Raw genomic sequence first — 25501 nt, forward strand, 5'->3', positions numbered from 1 at the left:
GTTGTTTTTAAAGGTAGAATTTACATGTATCTTAAACACTTATATTTTAGCATCTCTCAAATTTTTAATTTTTACAAAGAAGGTTTTAAAAATTTAACTCTTGGAAAGACCCTTTGGAAAATTATCTTTATCAAACTTTTTGTTATGTTTGTGATTTTAAAACTTTTTGTTTTTGATGTAAATTTTAATTCTATTTTTAAAAGCGACAAAGAAAAAAGCACTTTTGTACTCAAAAATCTTACACTCGAAGGAAAATAAATGAACGAACTTAGTAGCGTTGATTGGTCAAGAGCGCAGTTTGCCTTAACTGCACTTTATCATTTTTTGTTTGTGCCTTTAACCTTAGGCTTGTCTTTTATGATTGCTATCATGGAAACCATCTATGTAAAAACTAAAAATGAAAGATGGAAAAAAATCACCAAATTTTGGCTTTCATTATTTGCCATAAATTTTGCTATCGGTGTAGCTACAGGTATTATAATGGAATTTGAATTTGGAACAAACTGGGCAAATTATAGCTGGTTTGTGGGCGATATTTTTGGCGCACCTTTGGCGGTTGAAGGTATTATGGCATTTTTTTTAGAGGCTACTTTTTTTGCAGTTATGTTTTTTGGCTGGGATAAAGTAAGCAAGGGTTTTCACTTACTTTCAACTTGGTGTGTGGCTATAGGAAGTAATCTTTCTGCTTTTTGGATTTTAGTGGCAAATGGTTGGATGCAATATCCTGTAGGAATGAGCTTTAACCCTGACACAGCAAGAAATGAAATGCAAAGCTTTTTTGAAGTAGCACTTTCTCCTGTAGCTATTTCAAAATTTTTACATACCATAGGCAGTGGTTATGTGATTTCAGCTTTATTTGTAATGGGAATTTCAGCTTGGTTTATGTTAAAAGGACGCCATATTATCGAGGCTAAAAAAAGCTTAGTTGTAGGAGCTAGTTTTGGTTTGGTTTGTTCAATCTTTTTGTTTTTCAGCGGAGATGAAAGCGCTTACCGTGTAACTCAAACTCAACCTATGAAACTTGCAGCTATGGAAGGGGTTTATCAAGGTGAACATCGTGCAGGACTTGTACCTTTTGGAATTTTAAATCCTAAAAAAACCATAGATAATAACGAAAGTGTGTTTTTATTTGACATTACTATACCTTACGCTCTTTCTATATTAGGAAACCGTGATCCAAATTCTTTTGTTCCAGGAATTGAAGATTTGATCTATGGAAATGAAAGCAAAGGTATAGAACCTATGCAAAATCGTATCGATAGAGGAAAAATCGCTATACAAGCTCTAAAAGACTATAAACTTGCTAAAGAAAACAATGATACAATAGCTATGGCAAATCACAAATCCATTTTAGAAACTCATTTTAAAGATTTTGGTTATGGATATTTAGAAAAACCAAGCGATACTATTCCACCTGTGGCTTTAACTTTTTATAGCTTTCATATCATGGTTGCTTTAGGAAGTTTTTTCTTTTTACTTTTCATCGTTACGCTTTATCTTACCATGGCAAATGATATTGAGAAATTTAGAAAAGTACTTTGGGTGTGTTTGTTATCCATTCCATTGGGTTATATTGCCGCTGAAGCAGGTTGGATTGTTGCTGAAGTAGGCAGACAACCTTGGGCAATTCAAGACTTGCTTCCTGTACATATCGCAGCAACACAACTTGGAAAAGTCAATGTTCAAATTTCATTTTGGATTTTTGCAGTACTTTTTACAGCCTTATTGATTGCAGAAGTTAAAATCATGCTTACTCAGATTAAAAAAGGTTTTGACGCACATGCAGGACATACTCCACTTATGGGCAAAGGAGAAAAATAATGTTTTTTGGTTTAGAACTTGAAGGTTTGCAAATTTATTGGTGGTTGATTTTAAGTTTACTCGGCGGACTTTTGGTTTTTATGTTTTTTGTCCAAGGTGGACAGACTTTAATCGATGAGCTTAGCAAGGATGAGCTTGAAAAAACCATGCTAGTCAATTCTTTAGGGCGTAAATGGGAGCTTGGTTTTACAACTCTCGTACTTTTTGGTGGAGCAGCTTTTGCGGCTTTTCCACTTTTTTATAGTACAAGTTTTGGCGGTGCTTATTGGGCTTGGCTTTGTATTTTATTTTGTTTTATCTTGCAAGCTGTAGCTTATGAATATCGCAAAAAAGAAAATAATGTTTATGGCTCTAAAACCTATGAAATTTTTCTTAAAATCAATGGCTATTTAGGTGTGTTTTTAATCGGAGTTGCGGTAAGTAGCTTTTTTAGCGGCTCTGAATTTATCTTAAATGAGCATAATTTTGTTTCTTGGCAAAATCCTTTGCATGGCTTAGAACTTTTACTTAATCCTTTTAATTATCTCTTAGGCTTAGCTTTAGTATTTTTAGCAAGGCTTTTAGGTGCAGCGTATTTTATGAACAATATCAATGATGAGAATATCAAAATAAGAGCTATGAAAAAACTCATGGTCAATAGCATTTTATTTTTACCTTTTTTCTTAGGTTTTTTAGTGTGGATTTTCTTAAAAGATGGTTTTAGTGTAGATGCAAATGGAGTTGTAAGCATGAGTGCGAATTTGTATTTATATAATTTCTTAAATCAAATGATTTTTGCTATCTTGCTTGTTGTTGGTGTGATTTTAGTGCTTTTAGGTATGGTTCAAGGAGCAAAAGGTTGCTCTAAAGCTATTTTTACCCTAGGACTTGGAACGGTTTTAACAGTTTTTGCTTTATTATCAAGCATTGGTTTAGGTCAAAGTGCTTTTTACCCATCTTTAAGTGATTTGCAAAGTTCTTTAACTTTAAAAAATGCAAGTTCAAGCTATTATACTCTAAGCGTCATGGCTTATGTGTCTTTACTTGTACCTTTTGTTTTAGCTTATATTATCTATGTTTGGAATGCAATGGATAAAGTAAAAATCACACGTGAAGAAATCGCAAACGATGATCACGCATATTAAGGAGAAAAAATGTTACATGCTTTGTTTTTATTGGCTTGGCCTTTAGTAATTTATCTAAGCTATAAATTTATCATGCTAAATATCAATCAATTAGAAAAAGATAGCAAACTATAAAGCAAGATAAGATTTAAACCGATATAAGTATAAATCTTTTCAAAATATTGCAATTTGCCCATTTTTGGGCATCTTTTAATTATAAATCTTTTAAAGCTTCATTAGCAGCATCAAGGGCGTGAATAAGACTTGTATCAAAAATTTTGATATTTGTATCATTTTTGGATATTAATAAACCAATTTCAGTGCAAGCTAAAAGCACTCCCTTTGCCCCTTTTTCTTGTAGTTTTTTTATAATATTTAAATATTTTTCTTTAGATTCTTGCTTGATTTCACCTTTACAAAGCTCATTAAAAATAATATCATTAACGATTTTTATATCTTCATCGCTAGGAATAATAACGCTAATATTTTCTTCAATCAGCATTTTTTTATAAAAATCCTGAGTCATTGTGTATTTAGTACCCAATAAACCAATTTTTTGTATGTTTTCTTGTTTTAAAGCCTTAGCAGAACTTTTTGCAATATGTAAAATAGGGATATTTATATTTTGTTGAATTTCATCAAAAATCTTATGCATAGTATTAGTTGCAATTATTATAAAATTAGCCCCTGCAAGTTCTAATTTTTTAGCACATTGAGTCAAAATTTGTGCAGCTTCTTGCCATTTATCTTGGCTTTGTAAATTTTCTATTTCTTCAAAATTAACACTGTAAAGTAAAATTTTTGCAGAATTTAAAGATTTTAATTTATCATTTATAGCTTGATTTATTGTTTTATAATAAGTAATAGTGCTTTCAAAACTCATTCCGCCTATAATACCAATGGTTTTCATTTTTCTCCTTAAGAATTAATTTTTGAGTCGTTTTATTACAATATATTTCATAGAAATATGATTTATTTTTAAATAAATAAATATATTTTAATATTTTTATTAAAGTTTAAAATAATTTTTTAAACTATTTTCCAATCTATAGGAATTTTACCAACTTTTTTTAAAAATTCATTAGCCTTTGAAAAATGCTTACAACCTAAAAATCCTGTTCTAGCTAAAGGACTTGGGTGAGCTGCTTTTAAAATCAAATGCTTAGTATTATCAATCAAAATCTCCTTGTTTTTTGCGTAATTTCCCCAAAGCATAAAAACAAGCCCTGATTTTTCATTACTTAATTTATGTATTATAGCATCACTAAATTCTTGCCAACCCCACGAACTATGGCTAGCTGCTTTATTTGCTTCAACGCTAAGAATAGAATTTAAGAGCAAAACTCCTTGTTTTGCCCAAGAGCTTAAATCTCCGCTTTTTGCTGGAGTGATGTTTAAATCATTTTGCAATTCTTTAAAAATATTATTAAGACTTGGTGGGATTTTTACATTTTTTGGAACCGAAAAACTAAGCCCCATTGCTTGATTTGGTTGATGATAAGGATCTTGTCCTAGGATAATAATTTTAATTTCTTTTAAAGGACATAAATTAAAAGCATTAAAGATTAAATTTGCAGGCGGATAAATAACTATATTTTGATTAATCGCATTTAGGTATTGTTTTTTGATTTCTAGAAAATATTTTTTTTGAAATTCGTCTCTTAAAAATTCTTTCCAGTCATCATTTATTTTAATCTTATCTATGTTTATTGTAATTTCTTCCATATTATCCCTAATTATTTAAATTATTAAAAATTTTATTCTAACAAAAAAGCTTGCAAAAATATATTAATTTTTTTTGAAGTAAATAAAATTTTTTATATTAATAAAAATTAAATATAAAGACATAATAGGATATAAAAATACTTAATTTATTGTATTTGAAAGTAGTTTTCTTATTAACCAATTATTAACTAAAAATGCAATATCATTATTTTATGATTTAAATCAAAAATTTTTGATTTTAAATTAAAATACTTTTATGAAAGGTTCAAAATGGGAACAAGAAAAGAACATGATTTTATTGGGGAATTAGAAATCTCTGATGAGGTTTATTATGGAGTGCAAACTTTTAGAGCTGTTGAAAATTTTGATATTTCTCATGATAGATTAAAAGATTTTCCTCGCTTTGTTAGAGCTTTGGCTAGAGTAAAAAAAGCTGCAGCTATGGCAAATCATGAATTAGGTCTTTTGGATAAAAATATCCAAGATGCGATTATTAAAGCGTGCGATAAAATTTTAGAAGGCGGGTATTATGATCAATTTGTAGTAGATATGATCCAAGGAGGTGCTGGAACAAGTACAAATATGAATGCTAATGAAGTTATAGCGAACATAGGACTTGAACTTATGGGTCATAAAAAAGGTGAATACCAATATCTTCATCCAAATGATCATGTTAATTTAAGCCAAAGTACTAATGATGCTTATCCTACGGCTTTACACCTTGCCTTGCATGATTATTTAAGTGATTTGGCAAAAGCTATGGAACATCTAAAAAAAGCTTATGAGAGAAAAGCTGAAGAATTTAAAGATGTTCTTAAAATGGGTAGAACCCAACTGCAAGATGCTGTACCTATGACTTTAGGTCGTGAATTTAAAACTTTTGCCGTAATGATAGGTGAAGATATACAAAGAGTATTAGAAGCTAGAAAATTGATTTTAGAGATCAATTTGGGTGGAACTGCTATTGGAACGGGAATTAATTCTCATCCTGATTATCCGAAGGTTGTAGAAAGAAAAATAAGAGAAGTGACAGGTTTTGAATATACTGTGGCTGAGGATTTGATCGAGGCGACTCAAGATACGGGAGCTTATGTACAAATTTCAGGTGTTTTAAAACGTGTTGCAACAAAACTTTCTAAAGTATGTAATGACTTAAGACTTTTAAGTAGTGGTCCAAAATGTGGTCTTAATGAGATTAATCTTCCAAAAATGCAACCAGGTAGTTCTATCATGCCAGGTAAGGTAAATCCTGTTATTCCTGAAGTAGTTAATCAAGTTTGTTATTTTGTTATTGGAGCAGATGTAACTGTAACTTTTGCTTGTGAGGGTGGACAATTGCAACTTAATGTTTTTGAACCAGTTGTAGCATATAGCTTATTTAATTCTGTCGTAATGCTAGAAAAAGCAATGTATACTTTAGCTGATAAATGTATAGATGGTATTACCGCAAATGAAAAAATTTGTTCAGACTTTGTCTATAATTCAGTAGGTATAGTAACAGCTTTAAATCCTTATATTGGTTATGAAAATTCAGCTTCTATAGCTAAAGAGGCAATGAACACTGGAAAAAGAGTGGCTGATATTGCGCTTGAAAGAGGGCTTTTAAGTAAAGAACAAATTGATGAAATTTTAACTCCATCAAATATGCTAAATCCTCACATGGAAGCTAAAAAATAGCATTTTAGGATTTAATATGGATATAATGATAATTTTGCAAGTAATCGTCCTTCTTGGGGCGATTTTTATCGGTATTCGCCTAGGCGGCATTGCTATAGGTTATGCTGGAGGATTAGGTGTAGTTATACTAGGACTTGTTTTAGGTATGAAACCTGGTAATATTCCTTGGGATGTTATTTTAATTATTGCTGCAGCTATTGCAGCAATTTCTGCTATGCAACAAGCAGGTGGACTTGATTATATGGTAAGGGTGACAGAAAAAATTTTAAGATCAAGCCCTAAATTTATAAATTATTTAGCTCCAGCTTGTGGATGGTTGCTTACAATCTTAGCAGGAACAGGAAATGCAGTATTTTCTTTAATGCCTGTTGTAGTTGATGTTGCAAAATCTCAAAACATAAAACCTAGTGTTCCACTTTCATTAATGGTTGTTTCTTCGCAAATTGGAATCACTGCTTCTCCTGTAAGTGCAGCTGTGGTTTATATGAGCGGAGTTTTAGAGCCACTTGGATGGAATTATCCAACTTTAATTGGAATTTGGATTAGCACAACTTTTGTAGCTTGTATGCTTGCAGCTTTTATAGTGAGTTTAATCACTCCTATGGATTTGAGTAAGGATAGTGTTTATCAAGAACGATTAAAAGCAGGACTTGTAAAGGATGCAGGAGCTGTTTTGCATGGCGAAGATAAACCAGGTGCTAAACTTTCAGTGGTAATTTTCTTGATCACTGTTTTGGCAGTTGTACTTTATGCAACCGCAATTTCAAGTAATATTAAATGGATTGATCCTGTTGTGGTTCCAAGAGATGCAGCTATTATGAGCTTTTTACTTACTGCAGCAACTTTGATCACTTGGCTTTGTAAAGTTGAACCAGGTAAAATTCTTGACACTAGTGTATTTAAAAGCGGTATGACTGCTTGTGTTTGTGTTTTTGGTGTAGCATGGCTTGGAAATACTTTTGTTGCAGGACACGAAGCTTCTATCAAAGAAGTAGCAGGCGACTGGGTTAAACAAACCCCTGCTATGTTAGCAGTTGCATTTTTCTTTGCAAGTATGCTTTTATATTCTCAAGCAGCAACCGCAAAGGCCATTGTACCTGTAATTATCACCGCTTTAGGAATTTCAGCAGCAAATCCGCATGATTCTTATATGCTTGTAGCTTGTTTTGCAGCAGTTTCGGCACTTTTTGTGCTTCCAACTTATCCAACCTTGCTTGGTGCTGTGCAAATGGATGATACAGGAACGACTAGAATTGGTAAATTTATATTTAATCACTCTTTCTTTATACCAGGAGTTTTAGCTATTGCAATTGCTGTAGCATTAGGCTTTGTATTAGCTCCTATGTTTATTTAAATCAAACCCTAGGTTTTTCTCTCCTAGGGTTAAAATTTTTTCATTAGTTTTTAAGTATATACTACGCTATAATATTCATTTTTAATTTTCTTTAAGAAAGGAATTTAATGAAGATAAAAGTTGGGTTGATTTTTTCAGGTATTGTTTGCCTTTTTTTAACAGCTTGTGTTAATCAGGTTAAACAAAATACAACATTTGAAAATACTTTAACACAAAAATATTGTGGTGATGATTTTTTCAATCAAAATTTAGAAAAAATTAAAAAAAATGATGATGTCATTTATACAGGATTAAATGCAGGTTTGATTGCTAGAAATTGTGGTGATTTTAATAAAAGTAATGTATTTTTTGATGCTGTAGAAGAATCTTATAAATATGATGTGGATTTAGAAAATGTAAGCCCTAAAGCAGCTAAATTTATTGGTACAACCTTGCTTAATGATAATATAGTAGATTATGATGGTTCTTTATATGAAAGAATTATGGTTAATATATATAAAGCTCTAAACTATATGGAAGAAGATGATTATGAAAATGCAAGAGTTGAGTTTAATCGTGCTTTAATGCGTCAAGATAAGGCAAAAGAATATTTTGCTAAAGAAATTGAAAAAAATCGTGCTGATTTAGATAAGGCAAAAGAAGATAAAAATTATGATAAAAATATGAATGAAAATTCAAAAGTTATAGAAGAGCAATATGACAACTTATTTAAAGAATTTGATACAACAAAAAATTTCATAAATCCTTATGCGACTTATCTTGCTTCAATATTTTTCTTTATGGATAAAGATTATAGAAAAGCTGCAGATTTATTTAGAGAAGTAGCTATTATTTATCCAAAAAACAAAACTATCAAAAAAGAGGCTAAAATTTTTAAAGAATATGCCACAAAAATAAAAGTCAAAAAAGCTAAAAAATATGTTTTTGTAGTTTATGAAAATGGATTTGGTGTAGTTAAGGATGAATTTGCTTTAACCTTACCTTTTATAGTGGATAAAAAAATTATTAGCACAAATATTGCTTTACAAACCTTGAAAAAAAGGGAAGCTTCTTTTGCAAATTTAAATATAAATGGTCAAAATACAAATGATTTTGTAGATTTAGACAATATTGTCGCTACTGAATTTAAAATAAATATGCCTGCAATGATTGCTAAAGCCTTAGCTCAAACTATAATTAAAACCACTTTAAATGTAGCTGTTGCAAATAATGACTCTACAGGTGGATGGCTAAGTCTTGCAACAGCAGTAGCAACTGCTGCAACCAATAAAGCTGATGTGCGTTCTTGGAGAGGTTTACCAAAAAGTATTGCTATAGCAACAATAGAAAACGACGGAAATTTAGAAATCAAAGATCCACAAGGCAATATTTTGTTTCAAAAATCATTAGATAAAAATAAAAATGTTCTTGTGATAGTGCGTTCTTTTGCTCCGTATTTAGCCGCAAGTGTTGCTATCATGAAAAAATAAGGCTAAAAGATGAAAAAAATTATTTTATTTATTTTAATGTTTTTACTTAGTGCTTGTGCACCAAGTTATCAAATAAATTCAAATCAAAATACTGTAATTTTAGGTTCAAATTTACCAAAAAGTTTAGTAAAACAATTTCAAAAGCGTATAAATAGCAATGGTTATTTAGAATTTGAAGTGATTTTACGCAGTACTTTTGCTAAAGATGTAATTTATAAAGTAGATTGGTTAGATAAAGATGGTTTTGTGTTAAGAGATGTTTTAAATGAGGACTATCAAGCCCTTAGAATTCCAGCGGGACAAGAGGTGATTCTTCGTAAATTTGCATCTGATATAAGAGCGAAGGATTTTAGGCTAGAAATTAAAGCAAAAAATTAATCTCATTTTAGGAAGGATAAATCATGAAAAAAACAAAAATTTTAGGAACAGCTCTTATTGGAGCTTTGCTTTTTAGTGGTTGTGCGCAAACAGCTTATACAGATGGAAAGGCAAGTCAGGTGAAAAAAGGCGATGCTTTAACCTTGGGTCTTGATAGACAAGATTTTGAAAGTGCAGCTGAAACTATGATAAATAGTATGTTAAGCGATCCTGCTTTTGCAAATATTAAACCAGGTACAAGAAAGGTTATTGCTATTGGTAGGGTTGTGAATGATACCCCACAAAGAATCGATACTGAAAAACTCACCGCAAAAATCACTTCTGCATTAAGAAAATCAGGTAAATTTGTTCTAACTTCAGCAGTTGCTGCAGGTGGAGCACTTGATAGCATGAGTGAAGATGTAAGAGAATTAAGAGATAATGATGAGTTTAATCAAAAAACCATAGCAAAAAAAGGGACATTGGTATCGCCTGATTTTTCTCTTGCGGGTAAAATTAGACAAGATAATGTAAAACTTAGCAATGGTAAAACTCAAGTAGAATACTTTTTCTTATTAAGACTTACTGATTTAACATCAGGTTTAGTTTATTGGGAAGATGAACAAACTATTGATAAAACCGGTTCTAGTAAATCAGTTACTTGGTAAAATAAAAATTAATTTATGAATAAAATTTTTTAGCTCAAGTGTTTAGCTTGGGCTTTTTTTATGATTTTTAAAAGGATACGAAATGAAAAAATATTATTTATCGGCTCTTTAGTTATGGCAAGTTTACTTTATGCACAAGGTTCCCAGCCTGTAGAAATTACACAACAAGATATAAATATTCAAAATGAAATGTCTGACGCAAGTACTAAGGATATTACCCCAAAATCAATTGAAGATTTTTTTGAAGAATTTGCGGATAATTTCGGTATAGAATATGGTATAACCAAAGATGGAAAAACTTTTTATACAGGAAAAGGTACTGTTGCTGTAAATGATACTGATCCACAATTTGCACAAGCTTTACAAAATGCTTATCAAAAAGCAATGTTAAATTTGCAAAGCGAATTTATAAGAGATGCTTTTGGAAGAATTGCTACAAGCAGGATTCAAAATTATGAAGCAGATAATTCTACGAATGCTAAGGAATTTGATGAATTGCCAAAAGGTGATAAGGTTGATCAAATTTTAAATAAACTTACACAATTAGCTGGTGCTCAGCTTGATAAGGCATTAAAAGATTTAGGTATAGATACAAATTCTTTAAGCGAAGACAGAAAAAAGACTTTATTAAAGCAAGAATTTCTTAATAAAACTATGACAAATGCCATAGGTTCTATGAGTGGACTTGTTCCTGTGCAAACTATAGTTACACAAAGAAGAGGTGAGTATGATATAGGTGTTATTGCTGTTATTTCCAATAAAACTCGCCAATTAGCAAAAGATATGGCACTAGCAAGACAGAGTGCTATTAAGGGTAAAGGCAAGGCAATAAGTGAGTATCTGCCAAAAGATACAAAAGGCTTTTTAAATGAATATGGAATTCGCTTAGTTTATGATGAAAATGGTGCACCTATTATTTTAAGTTATGGAAACTGGGGTTATGTAGCAGATCCTAGCAATGCTAAAAAAACAAATATTTTAGAAGATAGAGCCAAAGAAACAGCACTTACTATGGCTGATGCTGCTATTATAGAGTTTATTAATACAAATTTAAGTCTTAAAGATGAAAGAACAACTGGTGATACTTACGAGGAAATCATCAAACAAAGTATTAATGTTAATGATAGTTCCACTCAAGAACAAACTCAAAACATAACAAATATTATTGACAAAGTAAATAGTAAAATAAAAGCAAGCGCAAGCGGTAAAATTCGTGGTATTCGTACTCTTAAAAAATGGAGCTATACAAGTGAAAATGGTATTGAACATGTAGGAGCTGTGAGATTTTATTCTTATGAAAATTTAGCTAACACAAATGAGGCTTTAAATTCAAAGTCAAATGCAACAAAAAATGAAGCTAAAAAATCTTCTAGCATACAAAGAAGCTCTAATGTTGTAAATAGTATGGATGATTTTTAAAGGTAAAAGATGAAAATAATTAAAATTCTTTTTTTAGGCTTATTTTTAAGCCTAAGTCTTAATGCTAAAGTTATAACCACAACTTCAACAAAATCAAGCACAGGTGAAGGCACAGGCTTGACTAGGGAAGATGCGATAAACAATGCCATTATAGAGGCTATAGGAAAAATGAGCGGAGTAAGCATCAATTCTCTTAAGAAATCTAATACTAGCGTTTCAACTGATAATTCAGGTTCAAATATACAAGATAATTACAGCGAGCAAATTTCAAAAGCCACCAAAGGTAGAGCTGATACTTATGAAATCAATAGTGTTGAACAAGATGCAAATGGTAAATATGCAGCTAATGTAACGATTTTTAAAACCACAACAACAAAAAAGTATCAAGCTCCAGGTTTAAGTGCAGATAATAGAAGAAGTATTACTGTTTTTGATTCTACTCCAGATGCTGCAAAAAGAGGCATAGGCTCAGCTTTGCAACAAAAAATCATTTCTGATTTATTGCAAAGTCGTAAATTTAATGTTTTGGACCGTGATTCTAGTGGCTATTATGAAATGGAAAAAGCTTTAATTAAAAGTGGCGACGCAGCTAGTGATGAAGTTTATAAACTTAAAAATGTGTTAGCAACAGATTATATTTTATTGTTTTCTATTTCAGGACTTGAAGGTAAACAAAAAACAAGCAATTTAACAGGAAAAAGCAAAACTGAAATTGAAGTTATCGTAGATTATCGTGTGCTTTTATTTGCTACAAGACAAATTAAATTTTCTAATACTTTAAGCATGAAAGTCAATCTTAAAGACAATAGTCTTAGTGCCAATGAAACCGCACTCAAACAAATTGCAAATCGTATAGCAGGAGATATTTTAAACGCAATTTATCCTTTGAAAGTTGCAAGTGTTGAAAACAATGAAGTAATATTTTCTCAAAGCTTAAATCAAGGTGATGTTTATGAATGTTTTGCTCTTGGGAAGGTTATAAAAGATATTTATATAAAAGAAAATACAGGAAGAGTAGAAAGCAAAACAGGAAGTATTGAAATCACTCGCACAAGCCCTAAATTTTCTTATGCAAAAATCACAGAAGGTAGTGTAAAAGTGGGCGATATTTGCAGACCTTTAAGTAATACTGGTAGTGGAAATGGCTACACTATAGGTCGTGATACAAATTATGAAACCCAAGAAGGCGGCGGAGTAAATCTAGGCTTTTAAATTTTTAGAGTTTGATTTTTCTCAAACTCTAAACTCTTTCTTAAATTCATCAAAAATTAAAGAAAAATTTTGTAAAATCGAAATTTTATTAAACCACTAAAGCTTTTAAATCCGTTATTACGGTGCTTTATGGTACTACCAATTTATAAGGAAAAGCAATGTATGCTATTATCAAACACAGCGGAAAGCAATACAAAGTAAGTGTTGGCGATGAGCTAAAACTAGATCACTTTGAAGCTGAAAGCAAAGCAAGTATTGAAGTAAGCGAAGTTCTTGCTATCAATGATAAAGAATTAAAGGTAGGTGCGCCTTTCGTAGCAGGTGCAAAAGTTGTTTTGGAAGTGATCAATCACGGAAAAGATAAAAAAGTTGTGATTTACAAAAAAAGACGCAGAAAAGATTCTAAACTCAAACGCGGTTTTAGAAGACAATTTACTCGCGTTGTAGTAAAAGATATTAAAGCTTAAGGAGTAAAGAATGGCACACAAGAAAGGTCAAGGTTCAACTCAAAATAACCGCGATTCCATAGGTCGTCGTTTAGGTGTTAAAAAATTTGGTGGCGAGTTTGTTAGAGCTGGAAATATCATCATTCGCCAAAGAGGAACTGCAACTCATGCAGGTAACAATGTAGGCATGGGAAAAGATCATACTATCTTTGCTCTAATTGATGGTTTTGTAAAATTCGAAAGAAAAGACAAAGATAGAAAAAAAGTTTCTGTATATCCTGCATAAGTTTTTAGGACGCTTTTTAGTGTCTTGAAAACTTTAAATTTATAAATTTAACTTCTTTTATTTACTCAAATTTAGCTTTATAAATTTAAAGTCAAAGGCAATTTAAATGTTTATTGATAGTGTTAAAATTACTTTAGCTTCAGGCGATGGTGGTAAAGGTGCTGTAAGTTTTCGCCGTGAAAAACATGTTCCACTTGGTGGCCCTGATGGAGGAGATGGTGGAAATGGTGGTGATATTATTTTCGTATGTGATAATAATACCCACACTCTTGTAAATTTCAAAGGCAAAAGAGAATTACGCGCGCAAAATGGTGCTGGTGGAATGGGACGCAATAAAAATGGCAAAAAGGGTGAAAATTTAGAACTTATAGTGCCCGAAGGAACGCAAGTTATCGATGTACAAACCAATGAAATTTTACTTGATCTTACCAAAGAAGGACAAAGAGAGCTTTTTTTAAAAGGTGGAAAAGGTGGACTTGGCAACACCCATTTTAAACACGCCACCAATCAACGCCCCGATTACGCACAACCTGGTATAAAAGGAGAAAGTCGCTTAGTCAGACTTGAACTTAAACTTATTGCCGATGTAGGGCTTGTGGGCTTTCCAAATGTGGGAAAATCTACTCTTATAAGCGTTGTTTCAAATGCAAAACCTGAAATTGCAAATTATGAATTTACCACCCTTACTCCAAAACTTGGACTTGTAGATGTAGATGAGTATAATTCCTTTGTTATGGCTGATATTCCAGGGATTATCGAAGGAGCAAGTGGGGGTAAAGGCTTAGGACTTGCCTTTTTAAAGCACATAGAAAGAACGAGCTTTTTACTTTTCGTGCTAGATCCTATGAGGCAAATGCCTTTAAAAGAACAATTTATAGTACTAAGAAAAGAACTTGAAAAATTTTCCAATGAACTTTTTGGGCGTAAATTTGGCATCATGATTTCAAAAAGTGATAGTGTTCGTTTAGGAGAGGAATTTGCTGAGCAAATTGCTTTAAACATTAATGAGTTAGACAATTATCTCAAAGAAATAAATAATCCACAAAGCTTTTTAATCAAAGTCTCAAGCCTTGAAAAAACAGGACTCAAAGAACTTAAATTCATGCTTTTAGAAGAAATTAAAACTTTAAGAAATAACAAAAAAAATTTTAACAATCTAGGAAGTGTTTTATATTAAAAATTTCAAACACTCCCTATTTTTTCAAAAATAACTAGTTTATATGAAATTTTGGCTAAAATTATAAAAATTTTTCAAGGAATAAGCATGAAAAGAATAGTTGTTAAAGTGGGTTCTCATGTGATTAGCGAAGAAAACACTTTAAGTTTTGAGCGTCTTAAAAATTTAGTCGCATTTTTAGCTAAACTCATGGAAAAATATGAAGTAATTTTAGTAACCTCGGCGGCTATTTCGGCAGGACACACCAAACTAGATATCGATAGAAAAAACCTTATTAATAAACAAGTTTTAGCTGCTATTGGACAACCTTTTTTAATCAGTGTTTATAACGAGCTTTTAGCCAAATTTAACAAACTAGGCGGACAAATTTTACTTACAGGCAAGGATTTTGACTCTAGAAAAGCTACCAAACACGCAAAAAATGCTATCGATATGATGATAAATTTAGGAATTTTGCCTATTATCAATGAAAATGACGCTACAGCTATAGAAGAAATTGTCTTTGGTGATAATGATAGTTTAAGTGCTTATGCTACGCATTTTTTTGATGCGGATTTGCTTGTGATTTTAAGCGATATTGATGGATTTTACGATAAAAATCCTAGTGAATTTAGTGATGCAAAGCGTTTAGAAAAAATCACTCATATTAAAGAAGAATGGCTACAAGCAACCATAAAAACAGGTAGTGAGCACGGAACAGGTGGTATAGTAACCAAACTTAAGGCAGCTAAATTTTTACTTGAACACAATAAAAAAATGTTTTTAGCAAGTGGCTTTGATTTAAGTGTGGCAAAGACATTTTTATTAGAAGATAAACAAATATGTGGAACTTTGTTTGAGTGATTAATTTATTAAATTCTCTTTTAAAATCAAATAAGCTATAATTAAAACTTTTAATTTCACACAAAGCGAAAAAATGAAAAAAATTATTTTTATGGGCACTCCATCTTACGCAACTTGTATTTTAAAAGCACTAGTAGAAAATGAAAATTTTAAACTCGTAGCACTTTTTACTCAGCCTGATAAAGCCGTAGGTAGAAAGCAAATTTTAACTCCAAGTGATACTAAGGCTTTTTTAAGTCAAAATTATCCTAGTATTCCTATTTTTACTCCAAGTTCTTTAAAAGATAAAAATATTATAAGAGAGATTAAGGATTTAAATCCTGATTTTATCGTGGTTGCTGCCTATGGAAAAATTTTACCTAAAGCCATTTTGGATTTAGCGCCTTGTGTGAATTTGCACGCTTCTTTACTTCCAAAATACCGTGGTGCCAGTCCGATCCAAAGTGCAATTTTAAATAAAGATGAAAAAAGTGGAGTTTGCACCATGCTCATGGAAGAAGGGCTTGACACAGGTGCTATACTTGAAAGCTTAGAATGTGATATAAAAGATAAAAATTCAAGTGAAGTTTTTGAACTTTTAGCAAATTTGGCCGCTAAGCTGATCCTCTCTACTCTTTTAAATTTTGATAAAATCACCCCTAAAAAACAAGAGGAAAGTCTAGCAACGCTTTGTAGAAAAATCAAAAAAGAAGATGGGCTTATAAATTTGCAAAATGCAAGAGAACTTTATCAAAAATATCTAGCTTTCACCCCTTGGCCTGGAGTTTTCTTGGAAAATGGACTTAAATTCTTAGAACTTGAACTTGTGGATGAATTAAAACAAAATGCTAAGATGGGTGAAATTTTAGAATTAGAAAAAGAAAGTTTTTTGCTTGCTTGCAAACAAGGAGTTTTGCGTATTAAAAAACTTCAAGAAAGTGGAAAAAAAGCTCTTGATGGCAGGACTTATTTAAATGGAAAAAGGCTTAAAAGTGAAGATAGTTTGTGTTGAAAGTATAGACTCAACTCATCTTTTTTTATGCGAGCAAATACGCAATGGAAAGATTGATGAAAATTTTGCTATTTATGCTTTAGAACAAACAAATGGAGTTGGAAGTAGGGAAAATTCTTGGCAAAGCTCTAAAGGAAATTTACATCTTTCTTTTTGTATTAAAGAAGAAGATTTGCCAAAAGATTTACCTTTAGCTTCTGTGAGTATTTATTTTGCTTATTTACTTAAAGAAGTTTTACAAGAAAAAGGTTCTAAAATTTGGCTTAAATGGCCTAACGATCTATATTTAGATGATAAAAAAGCTGGAGGAGTTATAAGTGCTAAAATTTCAAATTTTATCATAGGCGGTATGGGTTTAAATCTTAAATTTGCACCCCAAAATACAGCTTTATGCGATATAGAAATTTCGCTTAAAGATTTAGTGAGTGAGTTTTTGCAAAAAGTAGAAAAAAAAATTTTATGGAAGAATATTTTTAGCAAGTATATGTTAGAATTTGAAAAATCAAGAAAATTTAGCGTCCATCATGAAGGTAAAGTTTTTTCACTTGAAAATTCTTTTTTGTACGAAGATGGTTCAATTTTACTAGGCGATAAAAGGGTGTATAGTTTAAGATGAGCGAAATTATTACAATAGCAAATCAAAAAGGTGGAGTAGGAAAGACTACAACAGCAGTAAATTTAGCCGCTTCTTTGGCTGTGGCTGAAAAAAAAGTACTTTTGATTGATGTTGATCCACAAGCTAATGCGACTACAGGGCTTGGTTTTAATCGTAATAATTATGAGTATAATATTTACCATGTTTTTATAGGAAGAAAAAAGCTTTCAGATATTATTTTAAAAACAGAATTGCCACAACTTCATTTAGCTCCTTCAAATATAGGTCTTGTAGGTATAGAACAAGAGCTTGCTAAAGGTGAAAATAATGAGAAAAAAATGTTACTTAAAAATCAAATTCAAGAAGTAATTGATGAGTATGATTTTATTATTATTGATTCTCCACCTGCTCTTGGAAGTATTACTATAAATGCTTTTGCAGCAAGTGATAGCGTAATTATCCCTATACAGTGTGAATTTTATGCGCTTGAGGGTGTAGCTATGGTTTTAAATACAATTAAAATTATCAAAAAAACTATTAATTCTAAACTCAGGGTTCGTGGATTTTTACCGACAATGTATAGCTCTCAAAATAATCTTTCTAAAGATGTTGTAGATGATTTGAAACAAAATTTTAAAAAACAACTTTTTACTATTAATGGAAACGAAGATGACTTTATTGTGATCCCTCGCAATGTAAAACTTGCAGAAAGTCCAAGTTTTGGAAAGCCTATAATTCTTTATGATATTAAATCGCCAGGTTCTGTTGCTTATCAAAATTTGGCGTATTCTATATTAGGATAATTATAATGGGGTTAAATAAAGATAGGGGTTTAAGTAGTTTAATCAGTGATATGGATACTGTTTATAGCAAAGAATTGGGTTTTGATAAAAATCAAAGCACTATGATAGAAATTGATCAAATTTCACCCAATCCATTTCAGCCAAGAAAGAATTTTGATCAAGAAGCTTTAGATGAGCTTGCTAATTCTATCAAAGAATTTGGACTTATTCAGCCTATTATTGTATTTAAAAAAAATAATAAATTTATTTTAATTGCTGGGGAACGTCGCTTAAGAGCAGTGAAAGCATTAGGAAAAAAAGAAATTCTAGCTTTTATTGCTGATATTGATGAGAATAAACTTAGAGAATTGGCTCTTATTGAAAATATACAAAGAGAGAATTTAAACCCTATTGAACTTGCTAATTCTTATAAGGATTTGATGCAAGTTCATAAGATTACTCAAGAGAATTTAGCAGAACTTATTCATAAGTCTCGTACTCAAATAACAAATACTTTAAGACTTCTGAATTTAGATATTAGAACTCAAGAGTTGATTGCTTCTGGAAAAATTTCTCAGGGTCATGCTAAAGTTTTGGTTGGTTTAGATCAAAAAGATGAAAAAATGTTGGTTGATAGCATAATAGGTCAAAAACTTAATGTTAGAGATACTGAAAAAATAGTTAAAAAAATAAAAAATAATGAAAGCTTACCTAATCAAGAATTTGAAGATGAAATAAAAAAATTAAAACAAATACTAAATCGCTTTGGATTTGACTGCAAAAATAAAAATAATGATTTTGTAATTCATTTAGAAAATATTGATAAAATTAAAAAATTAATCAAAATGCTTGAAAAGTTTTAACCAAAATCTTAGCTTTTTTATGGTAAAATAGTCCTTCAAAAATTCTAACCAAGGAGAATTATGTTTGAAGATATGCATCCTTCCATAATGCTTGCTACTATAGCTATTTTTTTGGCTATGATAGTTATTTTAAATAGTATGCTGTATAAGCCGCTTTTAAAATTTATGGATGAAAGAAATGATTCTATAAAAAATGATGAGAATAAAGTAAAAGAAAATTCTCAAGAAGTTTTATGTGTGAATGATGAATTAGAAGTTATTCATATTAACACTAGAGAAGAAATTCAAAAAATCAAACAAAGTGCTATAGCTGCTGCTAAAGAAGAGGCAGAGCAAATTCTTAGAAGCAAGAAAGAAGAATTAGAAAGAAAAATGGCCAGCTTTTATGCAGATTTAGCTATTCAAAAAAAAGAGTTACAAGAACATTTAAACATACATTTACCTGAGCTTAAGCAAGCTTTGCAAAATAACATAAAGAAAATTTAAGAGGAGAGAAATGAGTAAGTTATTATTTATTATATTTTTGCTACCTTTGTATGCTTTTGGTGCATCAAACGGTAGTGGAGAATATGATATTATTCCAAGGACTATTAATTTTCTAATTTTTGTGGGTATATTGTATTATTTTGTTGCAACTCCATTTAAAAATTTTTACAAAAACCGTATTGTAAAAATTTCTTCTAAACTTGATGAAATTCAAAAAAAACTTTTAGAAAGTAAAGCTAAGAAATTAGATACGATGAAAAAACTTGAAGAAGCTAAGGCAAGTGCTGCTGCCGCTTTAATTACAGCAAAAAAAGAAGCTGAAATTTTAGTTCAAAATATTAAGAAAGAGACTCAAGATGAGTTAGATTTACTTCAAAAACATTTTGAGGAACAAAAAGATTATGAATTTAGAAAAATGGAAAAAGAATTAGTATCAAATACTTTAAATGAAATTTTTTCTGATCCAAATATGACATTAAAACAGAGTGAAATAATAGAACTTATGATGAAGAAGGTATCTTAAATATGGAAAATATAATTGCAAGAAGATATGCAAAAGCGATAGCTTCAAGAGCTGATATAAATGATTTTTATCAGAATTTGTGTATTTTAAATTCTGCTTTTGTTTTGCCAAAATTTAAAAATATTATAGAATCTAATGAGATTAAAAAAGAAAGAAAAATGGAATTTCTTGATTCTTTTTTTGATATTAAAAATTCTAGTTTTCAAAATTTTTTAAGACTTTTGATTGAAAATTCAAGATTAGAATGCATTCCTCAAATAGTTAAAGAACTTGAAAGACAAAAAGCTTTTAAAGAAAATATTTTTGTTGGTATTGTATATTCTAAAGAAAAATTAAGTCAAGAAAATCTTAAAGATCTTGAAGTCAAACTTAACAAAAAATTTGATGCAAATATTAAACTAAATAATAAAATCAGTCAAGATGATAGTGTTAAAATAGAATTAGAAGAATTAGGTTATGAACTTTCTTTTTCTATGAAAGCTCTTCAAAATAAGCTAAACGAATATATATTGAAAATTATCTAAGGAGAAAAAGTAAATGAAATTTAAAGCTGATGAGATCAGTTCAATAATCAAAGAAAGAATTGAAAATTTTGATTTAAATCTTGAAATTGAAGAAACAGGAAAGATTATTTCTGTAGCTGATGGTGTTGCTAAGGTATATGGACTTAAGAATATTATGGCTGGAGAAATGGTAGAATTTGAAAATGGTGATAAAGGAATGGCCTTAAACCTTGAAGAGTCGAGTGTAGGTATTGTTATACTTGGAAAAGGAGAAGGTTTAAAAGAAGGTGCTTCTGTAAAAAGACTTAAGAAATTACTTAAAGTTCCAGTAGGTGAGGCTTTGATTGGCCGTGTTGTAAATGCTTTAGGTGAGCCAATTGATGCTAAAGGTGTGATCAATGCTAATGAATATCGTTTTGTTGAAGAAAAAGCAAAAGGTATTATGGCGAGAAAAAGTGTTCATGAGCCTTTACATACAGGAATTAAAGCTATTGATGCGCTTGTGCCAATTGGTCGCGGTCAAAGAGAGCTTATCATAGGTGATAGACAAACAGGTAAAACTACTGTTGCTGTTGATACTATTATATCTCAAAGAGGTCAAGGAGTTATCTGTATATATGTTGCAATTGGTCAAAAGCAAAGTACAGTGGCACAAGTGGTTAAAAGACTAGAAGAACATGGTGCTATGGAATATACTATTGTTGTAAATGCCGGTGCTTCAGATCCTGCGGCTTTACAGTACTTAGCTCCATATACTGGTGTAACCATGGGTGAATTTTTTAGAGACAACGCAAAACATGCTTTAATTGTTTATGATGATTTGAGCAAGCATGCTGTAGCTTATCGCGAAATGTCTTTGATTTTACGTCGTCCTCCAGGTCGTGAAGCTTATCCAGGCGATGTTTTTTACCTTCATTCAAGATTGCTTGAAAGAGCAAGCAAGCTAAATGATGAATTAGGTGCTGGTTCTTTGACGGCATTGCCGATAATTGAAACACAAGCAGGAGATGTTTCTGCTTATATTCCAACTAATGTTATTTCAATTACAGATGGACAAATTTTCTTAGAAACTGATTTATTTAACTCAGGAATTCGTCCTGCAATTAATGTTGGTTTATCAGTATCTCGTGTAGGTGGGGCTGCTCAAATTAAAGCTACAAAACAAGTTTCAGGCACATTAAGACTTGACCTTGCTCAATATAGAGAGCTTCAAGCTTTTGCACAATTTGCTAGTGATTTAGATGAGGCAAGTAGAAAACAACTTGAACGTGGACAAAGAATGGTTGAACTCTTAAAACAACCACCTTATTCTCCGCTTAGCGTTGAAAAACAAGTAGTTTTAATTTTTGCAGGAACCAAAGGTTTCTTAGATGATATTGCTGTTTCTAGAATTAAGGAATTTGAAGATGGAATTTATCCTTTTATTGAGGCAAAACATCCAGATATTTTTGAGCAAATTCGCTCTAAAAAAGCTTTAGATTCTGATTTGGAAGAAAAACTAGCTAAAGCCATTAATGAGTTTAAAGCAAATCATTTATAAGGTCTTTTATGTCTAATTTAAAAGAAATTAAAAGAAAAATTAAAAGTGTTCATAACACTCAAAAGACTACAAATGCTATGAAGCTAGTTTCTACTGCTAAGTTAAAAAAAGCAGAAGAAGCAGCTAAAAGATCAAAAATTTATGCACAAAAAATCGATGAAATTTTGAGTGAAATTTCATTTCAGATCAATAAAATTGTTCACAATGAAGATGATGTGCGTTTATCTTTGTTTCATAAAAAAGAACAAATTAAAACCGTAGATTTAATATTTATCACTGCAGATAAAGGCTTATGCGGTGGTTTTAATATTAAGACTTTAAAAACAGTAAGTGAAATGCTAAAAGAATATGAAGCAAAAAATATTAATATTCGTCTTAGAGCTATAGGTAAAACTGGGATTGAATATTTTAATTTTCAAAAAATAGAATTGTTAGAGAAATATTTCCATCTTAGTTCTAGTCCTGATTATGAGAAAGCATGTGAAGTAATTCATGCTGCTGTAGATGATTTTTTAAATGGAAATACAGATGAAGTGATTTTAGTTCATAATGGTTATAAAAATATGATTACCCAAGAACTTAAAATTAATCATCTTATTCCAGTTGAGCCAAAGAGTATTGAACAGACTCATAATTCTCTTTTAGAGCTTGAACCGGAAGGAACTGAGCTTTTAGAAGATTTAATGAAAACGTATTTTGAGTATAATATGTATTATGCGTTAATCGATTCTTTGGCGGCAGAGCATAGCGCAAGAATGCAAGCTATGGATAATGCAACTAATAACGCAAAGGCAAGAGTGAAACAACTAAATTTAGCTTATAACAAAGCAAGACAAGAATCCATTACTACTGAGCTTATAGAGATTATCAGTGGTGTTGAATCAATGAAATAGTAAAATTTTAAGGAGAAGATAAATAATGCAAGGATTTATTTCACAGGTATTAGGTCCGGTTGTTGATGTAGATTTTAACGACTATTTACCTCAAATTAATGAAGCAATTGTTGTAAATTTTGAAAGCGAAGGAAAAAAACATAAACTTGTTTTAGAAGTAGCAGCTCATTTAGGAGATAATAGAGTTAGAACTATTGCTATGGATATGACAGATGGTTTGGTAAGGGGCTTAAAAGCTGAGGCTTTAGGTGCTCCTATTAGTGTTCCTGTTGGTGAGAAAGTTTTAGGAAGAATTTTCAATGTTACTGGAGATTTGATCGATGAAGGTGAAGAAATTTCTTTTGATAAAAAATGGGCAATTCATAGAGATCCACCAGCTTTTGAAGATCAAAGCACAAAAAGTGAGATTTTTGAAACAGGGATTAAAGTTGTAGATTTACTTGCTCCTTATGCAAAAGGTGGTAAAGTAGGTCTTTTTGGTGGTGCAGGTGTTGGTAAAACTGTTATTATTATGGAGCTTATTCACAATGTTGCATTTAAGCATAGCGGCTATTCTGTATTTGCAGGTGTGGGTGAGAGAACTCGTGAAGGAAATGACCTTTATAATGAAATGAAAGAAAGTAATGTTTTAGACAAAGTTGCTCTATGTTATGGACAAATGAATGAACCACCAGGGGCAAGAAATCGTATTGCTTTAACAGGTTTAACAATGGCTGAGTATTTTAGAGATGAAATGGGTCTTGATGTGCTTATGTTTATTGATAATATCTTTAGATTTTCACAATCAGGTTCTGAAATGTCAGCACTTTTAGGAAGAATTCCATCAGCTGTGGGTTATCAACCAACCTTAGCAAGTGAAATGGGTAAATTCCAAGAAAGAATTACTTCAACTAAAAAAGGCTCAATCACTTCAGTTCAAGCTGTTTACGTTCCAGCTGATGACTTAACAGACCCAGCTCCAGCAACTGTTTTTGCTCACTTAGATGCTACAACGGTTTTAAATAGAGCTATTGCTGAAAAGGGTATTTATCCTGCAGTTGACCCACTTGACTCAACTTCAAGAATGCTTGATCCAAATATCATTGGAGAAGAACATTATAAAGTTGCTCGTGGTGTTCAATCAGTGCTTCAAAAATACAAAGATTTACAAGATATCATCGCCATTTTAGGTATGGATGAGCTTAGCGAAGAGGATAAACTTGTAGTTGAAAGAGCAAGAAAGATTGAAAAATTCTTATCACAACCATTTTTCGTTGCAGAAGTTTTCACAGGTAGCCCAGGAAAATATATAAGCCTTGAAGATACAATAGCAGGATTTAAGGGAATTTTAGAAGGTAAATATGATCATTTACCAGAAAATGCTTTCTATATGGTTGGAAATATAGATGAAGCTATTGCAAAAGCGGATAAATTAAAAGGTTAATTTATGAACGATTTGATTAATTTCGAGATAGTTACGCCTTTGGGTGTAATCTATCAAGGAGAAGTAAAATCTGTTACTTTACCAGGTAGTGAAGGAGAATTTGGTGTGCTTAAAGGACATGCTGCTTTGGTTTCTTCTTTAAAATCTGGAGTAATTGATATTGAAAAAGCTGATTTAAATCATGAGTTAGTTGCTATTGATGCTGGACATGCAAAGGTAGATGAAGATAAGATTTGCGTATTAGCAAAGGGTGCGATTTGGGTTTGTGGAAGTGATGAAAGTGAGATTGAAAGAAATCTTGCTCAAGCAAAAGATTTGATTAAATCTATGAGTTCTGATAATGCAGCTTTAGCAGCAACTTTTTCAAAACTTGATAATGCAAGGATGCATTAATGAATTTTGAAGCTATATTTCATTTTTTCAATAGTTCAAGTATTATTACTTATATAGTTTTATTATGGCTTTCTTTATATTTTATTTTAGCATTTAGTATTTTGTTTGCTAGATTGACTTATTTGGCTACATGGAGAAACAAGGAGAAAGAAAGTTTAGAAACTTTGCTCTTGGGTGAGAAGGATTTAAGTCGTACTGATTCGATTTTAAGAAAATGTAATGATACAACTTCAAATCATTTAGAAATCTATAAAAATTTAGCAAGTCGCCGCGCTTCTGCTGGACTTACTTGGCTTAGTATTATTGCTTCAACTTCACCTTTTATAGGTCTTTTTGGGACAGTTATTTCTATACTTGAAACTTTTGGTGGGCTTGGAACTCAAAATTCTTTAAGTCTCATAGCTCCTAAAATCAGTGAGGCTTTAGTTGCTACAGGTTGTGGTATTTTAGTAGCAATTCCTGCTTATACATTTCATCTCATCATTAAAAGAAAAGCTTTTGAACTTTTAAGCATTATTGATAGCGAGATTAAAGTTATAAGTTCGAGTAAATAAGGTTAAAAATGCCATTTGATGATGAAAAACCTGAACTTAATATCACACCTTTAGTAGATATTATGCTTGTATTGCTTGCGATTTTAATGGTAACAGCTCCAAGCATTACTTATGAAGAAAAAATTAATCTTCCACAAGGTAGTCAAAAAAATACTAGCGCTCCAACTGTTAAGAGTTTAATTATTAGTATTAATGCAAAAAAAGAAATTTTTTTAAATCAAGAAAAATACGATTTTATAAGTTTTGCTGACAATCTTGCTCAAAGAAAAGCACAATTTAATACCGAAGATCCGGTTTTTATACGCGCTGATAAAAGCTTAAAATATGACGATGTTATTTCAGTCTTAAGAAGTGTAAAAAATTTAGGATTTAATAAAGTTGCTTTACAGACTGAATAA

At 31.1% G+C, this 25501-nt stretch carries 29 protein-coding genes; 27 read left to right on the top strand and 2 right to left on the bottom strand.

What is annotated here, in order from left to right:
- Positions 1 to 24: 24 nt before the first annotated feature.
- From OT390_RS00675 to cydB, 3 genes are read left to right on the top strand one after another with little or no spacing between them, the layout of a single operon-like run.
- On the top strand, positions 25 to 258 hold the full coding sequence (locus OT390_RS00675) for a DUF4492 domain-containing protein (protein ID WP_002851632.1): 234 nt from the start codon (positions 25 to 27) through the stop codon (positions 256 to 258).
- Positions 259 to 1821: a cytochrome ubiquinol oxidase subunit I gene (locus OT390_RS00680; RefSeq protein WP_002859765.1), complete on the top strand. Its 1563-nt coding sequence runs from the start codon at positions 259 to 261 to the stop codon at positions 1819 to 1821.
- The gene (gene cydB / locus OT390_RS00685; RefSeq protein WP_002867829.1) at positions 1821 to 2945 is read left to right on the top strand and encodes a cytochrome d ubiquinol oxidase subunit II; all 1125 of its coding nucleotides are present in this window, start codon (positions 1821 to 1823) and stop codon (positions 2943 to 2945) included. Before OT390_RS00680 ends, cydB begins: the two co-directional genes overlap by 1 nt.
- A gap of 193 nt (positions 2946 to 3138) precedes the next feature.
- On the opposite strand, the gene OT390_RS00690 is transcribed toward cydB, so the two are convergent.
- Both OT390_RS00690 and ung read right to left on the bottom strand, forming a co-directional pair.
- Positions 3139 to 3834: an aspartate/glutamate racemase family protein gene (locus tag OT390_RS00690; RefSeq protein ID WP_394535968.1), complete on the bottom strand. Its 696-nt coding sequence runs from the start codon at positions 3832 to 3834 to the stop codon at positions 3139 to 3141.
- A gap of 119 nt (positions 3835 to 3953) precedes the next feature.
- Positions 3954 to 4649, bottom strand: coding sequence for a uracil-DNA glycosylase (ung, locus tag OT390_RS00695; RefSeq protein WP_002859767.1), 696 nt, complete (start codon positions 4647 to 4649; stop codon positions 3954 to 3956).
- Between the two features lie 270 nt (positions 4650 to 4919).
- Here ung and aspA point away from each other — a divergent pair, with 270 nt between their 5' ends.
- The 24 genes from aspA to OT390_RS00815 all read left to right on the top strand — a co-directional run bounded on the left by aspA (position 4920) and on the right by OT390_RS00815 (position 25501).
- Positions 4920 to 6326: an aspartate ammonia-lyase gene (gene aspA, locus OT390_RS00700; protein WP_002851742.1), complete on the top strand. Its 1407-nt coding sequence runs from the start codon at positions 4920 to 4922 to the stop codon at positions 6324 to 6326.
- A gap of 16 nt (positions 6327 to 6342) precedes the next feature.
- A complete protein-coding gene (locus OT390_RS00705; protein ID WP_070309852.1) occupies positions 6343 to 7680 on the top strand; it encodes an anaerobic C4-dicarboxylate transporter in 1338 nt (445 codons plus the stop codon).
- A 107-nt stretch (positions 7681 to 7787) separates the two neighbouring features.
- Entirely contained in the window at positions 7788 to 9149 is a 1362-nt protein-coding gene (locus OT390_RS00710; protein ID WP_032586505.1) for a COG3014 family protein, read from the top strand.
- Positions 9150 to 9158: 9 nt separating this feature from the next.
- The gene (locus OT390_RS00715; protein ID WP_032582572.1) at positions 9159 to 9527 is read left to right on the top strand and encodes a YcfL family protein; all 369 of its coding nucleotides are present in this window, start codon (positions 9159 to 9161) and stop codon (positions 9525 to 9527) included.
- 23 nt (positions 9528 to 9550) lie between these two features.
- Positions 9551 to 10174, top strand: coding sequence for a penicillin-binding protein activator LpoB (lpoB, locus tag OT390_RS00720; RefSeq protein WP_002851945.1), 624 nt, complete (start codon positions 9551 to 9553; stop codon positions 10172 to 10174).
- 60 nt (positions 10175 to 10234) lie between these two features.
- Positions 10235 to 11593, top strand: a complete 1359-nt coding sequence (locus tag OT390_RS00725; protein WP_070309851.1) for a DUF6844 domain-containing protein — start codon at positions 10235 to 10237, stop codon at positions 11591 to 11593.
- A 9-nt stretch (positions 11594 to 11602) separates the two neighbouring features.
- Complete coding sequence (locus OT390_RS00730; protein ID WP_032586507.1) at positions 11603 to 12805, top strand: CsgG/HfaB family protein; 1203 nt, start codon at positions 11603 to 11605, stop codon at positions 12803 to 12805.
- Positions 12806 to 12963: 158 nt separating this feature from the next.
- A complete protein-coding gene (gene rplU, locus OT390_RS00735; RefSeq protein WP_002778820.1) occupies positions 12964 to 13272 on the top strand; it encodes a 50S ribosomal protein L21 in 309 nt (102 codons plus the stop codon).
- A 10-nt stretch (positions 13273 to 13282) separates the two neighbouring features.
- Positions 13283 to 13537, top strand: a complete 255-nt coding sequence (gene rpmA, locus OT390_RS00740; protein ID WP_002800974.1) for a 50S ribosomal protein L27 — start codon at positions 13283 to 13285, stop codon at positions 13535 to 13537.
- A 106-nt stretch (positions 13538 to 13643) separates the two neighbouring features.
- On the top strand, positions 13644 to 14714 hold the full coding sequence (obgE, locus tag OT390_RS00745; RefSeq protein ID WP_032586508.1) for a GTPase ObgE: 1071 nt from the start codon (positions 13644 to 13646) through the stop codon (positions 14712 to 14714).
- Between the two features lie 87 nt (positions 14715 to 14801).
- Entirely contained in the window at positions 14802 to 15557 is a 756-nt protein-coding gene (gene proB / locus OT390_RS00750) for a glutamate 5-kinase (RefSeq protein ID WP_032586509.1), read from the top strand.
- 73 nt (positions 15558 to 15630) lie between these two features.
- The gene (fmt, locus tag OT390_RS00755; protein WP_002859775.1) at positions 15631 to 16548 is read left to right on the top strand and encodes a methionyl-tRNA formyltransferase; all 918 of its coding nucleotides are present in this window, start codon (positions 15631 to 15633) and stop codon (positions 16546 to 16548) included.
- On the top strand, positions 16511 to 17164 hold the full coding sequence (locus OT390_RS00760; protein WP_002859776.1) for a biotin--[acetyl-CoA-carboxylase] ligase: 654 nt from the start codon (positions 16511 to 16513) through the stop codon (positions 17162 to 17164). The genes fmt and OT390_RS00760 overlap by 38 nt, the downstream gene beginning before the upstream one ends.
- A complete protein-coding gene (locus tag OT390_RS00765; RefSeq protein ID WP_002851697.1) occupies positions 17161 to 17946 on the top strand; it encodes a ParA family protein in 786 nt (261 codons plus the stop codon). The genes OT390_RS00760 and OT390_RS00765 overlap by 4 nt, the downstream gene beginning before the upstream one ends.
- A 5-nt stretch (positions 17947 to 17951) precedes the next feature.
- On the top strand, positions 17952 to 18788 hold the full coding sequence (locus OT390_RS00770) for a ParB/RepB/Spo0J family partition protein (RefSeq protein ID WP_002859778.1): 837 nt from the start codon (positions 17952 to 17954) through the stop codon (positions 18786 to 18788).
- A gap of 60 nt (positions 18789 to 18848) precedes the next feature.
- Positions 18849 to 19274 carry a FoF1 ATP synthase subunit B' gene (locus tag OT390_RS00775; protein WP_002859779.1) on the top strand — a complete coding sequence of 142 codons (426 nt, stop codon included), beginning with the start codon at positions 18849 to 18851 and terminating at the stop codon, positions 19272 to 19274.
- A gap of 10 nt (positions 19275 to 19284) precedes the next feature.
- Entirely contained in the window at positions 19285 to 19797 is a 513-nt protein-coding gene (locus tag OT390_RS00780; protein WP_002859780.1) for a F0F1 ATP synthase subunit B, read from the top strand.
- A 2-nt stretch (positions 19798 to 19799) separates the two neighbouring features.
- A complete protein-coding gene (locus OT390_RS00785) occupies positions 19800 to 20321 on the top strand; it encodes a F0F1 ATP synthase subunit delta (protein WP_002851861.1) in 522 nt (173 codons plus the stop codon).
- Between the two features lie 13 nt (positions 20322 to 20334).
- On the top strand, positions 20335 to 21840 hold the full coding sequence (gene atpA / locus OT390_RS00790; protein ID WP_002851836.1) for a F0F1 ATP synthase subunit alpha: 1506 nt from the start codon (positions 20335 to 20337) through the stop codon (positions 21838 to 21840).
- An 8-nt stretch (positions 21841 to 21848) separates the two neighbouring features.
- Positions 21849 to 22733 carry an ATP synthase F1 subunit gamma gene (gene atpG, locus OT390_RS00795; RefSeq protein ID WP_002860587.1) on the top strand — a complete coding sequence of 295 codons (885 nt, stop codon included), beginning with the start codon at positions 21849 to 21851 and terminating at the stop codon, positions 22731 to 22733.
- Between the two features lie 25 nt (positions 22734 to 22758).
- The gene (gene atpD, locus OT390_RS00800; RefSeq protein ID WP_002852005.1) at positions 22759 to 24156 is read left to right on the top strand and encodes a F0F1 ATP synthase subunit beta; all 1398 of its coding nucleotides are present in this window, start codon (positions 22759 to 22761) and stop codon (positions 24154 to 24156) included.
- Between the two features lie 3 nt (positions 24157 to 24159).
- On the top strand, positions 24160 to 24549 hold the full coding sequence (atpC, locus tag OT390_RS00805; RefSeq protein WP_002885351.1) for an ATP synthase F1 subunit epsilon: 390 nt from the start codon (positions 24160 to 24162) through the stop codon (positions 24547 to 24549).
- Positions 24549 to 25103, top strand: coding sequence for a MotA/TolQ/ExbB proton channel family protein (locus tag OT390_RS00810; RefSeq protein ID WP_002885353.1), 555 nt, complete (start codon positions 24549 to 24551; stop codon positions 25101 to 25103). Before atpC ends, OT390_RS00810 begins: the two co-directional genes overlap by 1 nt.
- 8 nt (positions 25104 to 25111) lie before the next feature.
- Positions 25112 to 25501 carry an ExbD/TolR family protein gene (locus OT390_RS00815; RefSeq protein ID WP_002866730.1) on the top strand — a complete coding sequence of 130 codons (390 nt, stop codon included), beginning with the start codon at positions 25112 to 25114 and terminating at the stop codon, positions 25499 to 25501.

It is taken from the genome of Campylobacter sp. CFSAN122748, assembly GCF_045277125.1.
Taxonomy (GTDB): Bacteria; Campylobacterota; Campylobacteria; order Campylobacterales; family Campylobacteraceae; genus Campylobacter_D; species Campylobacter_D jejuni.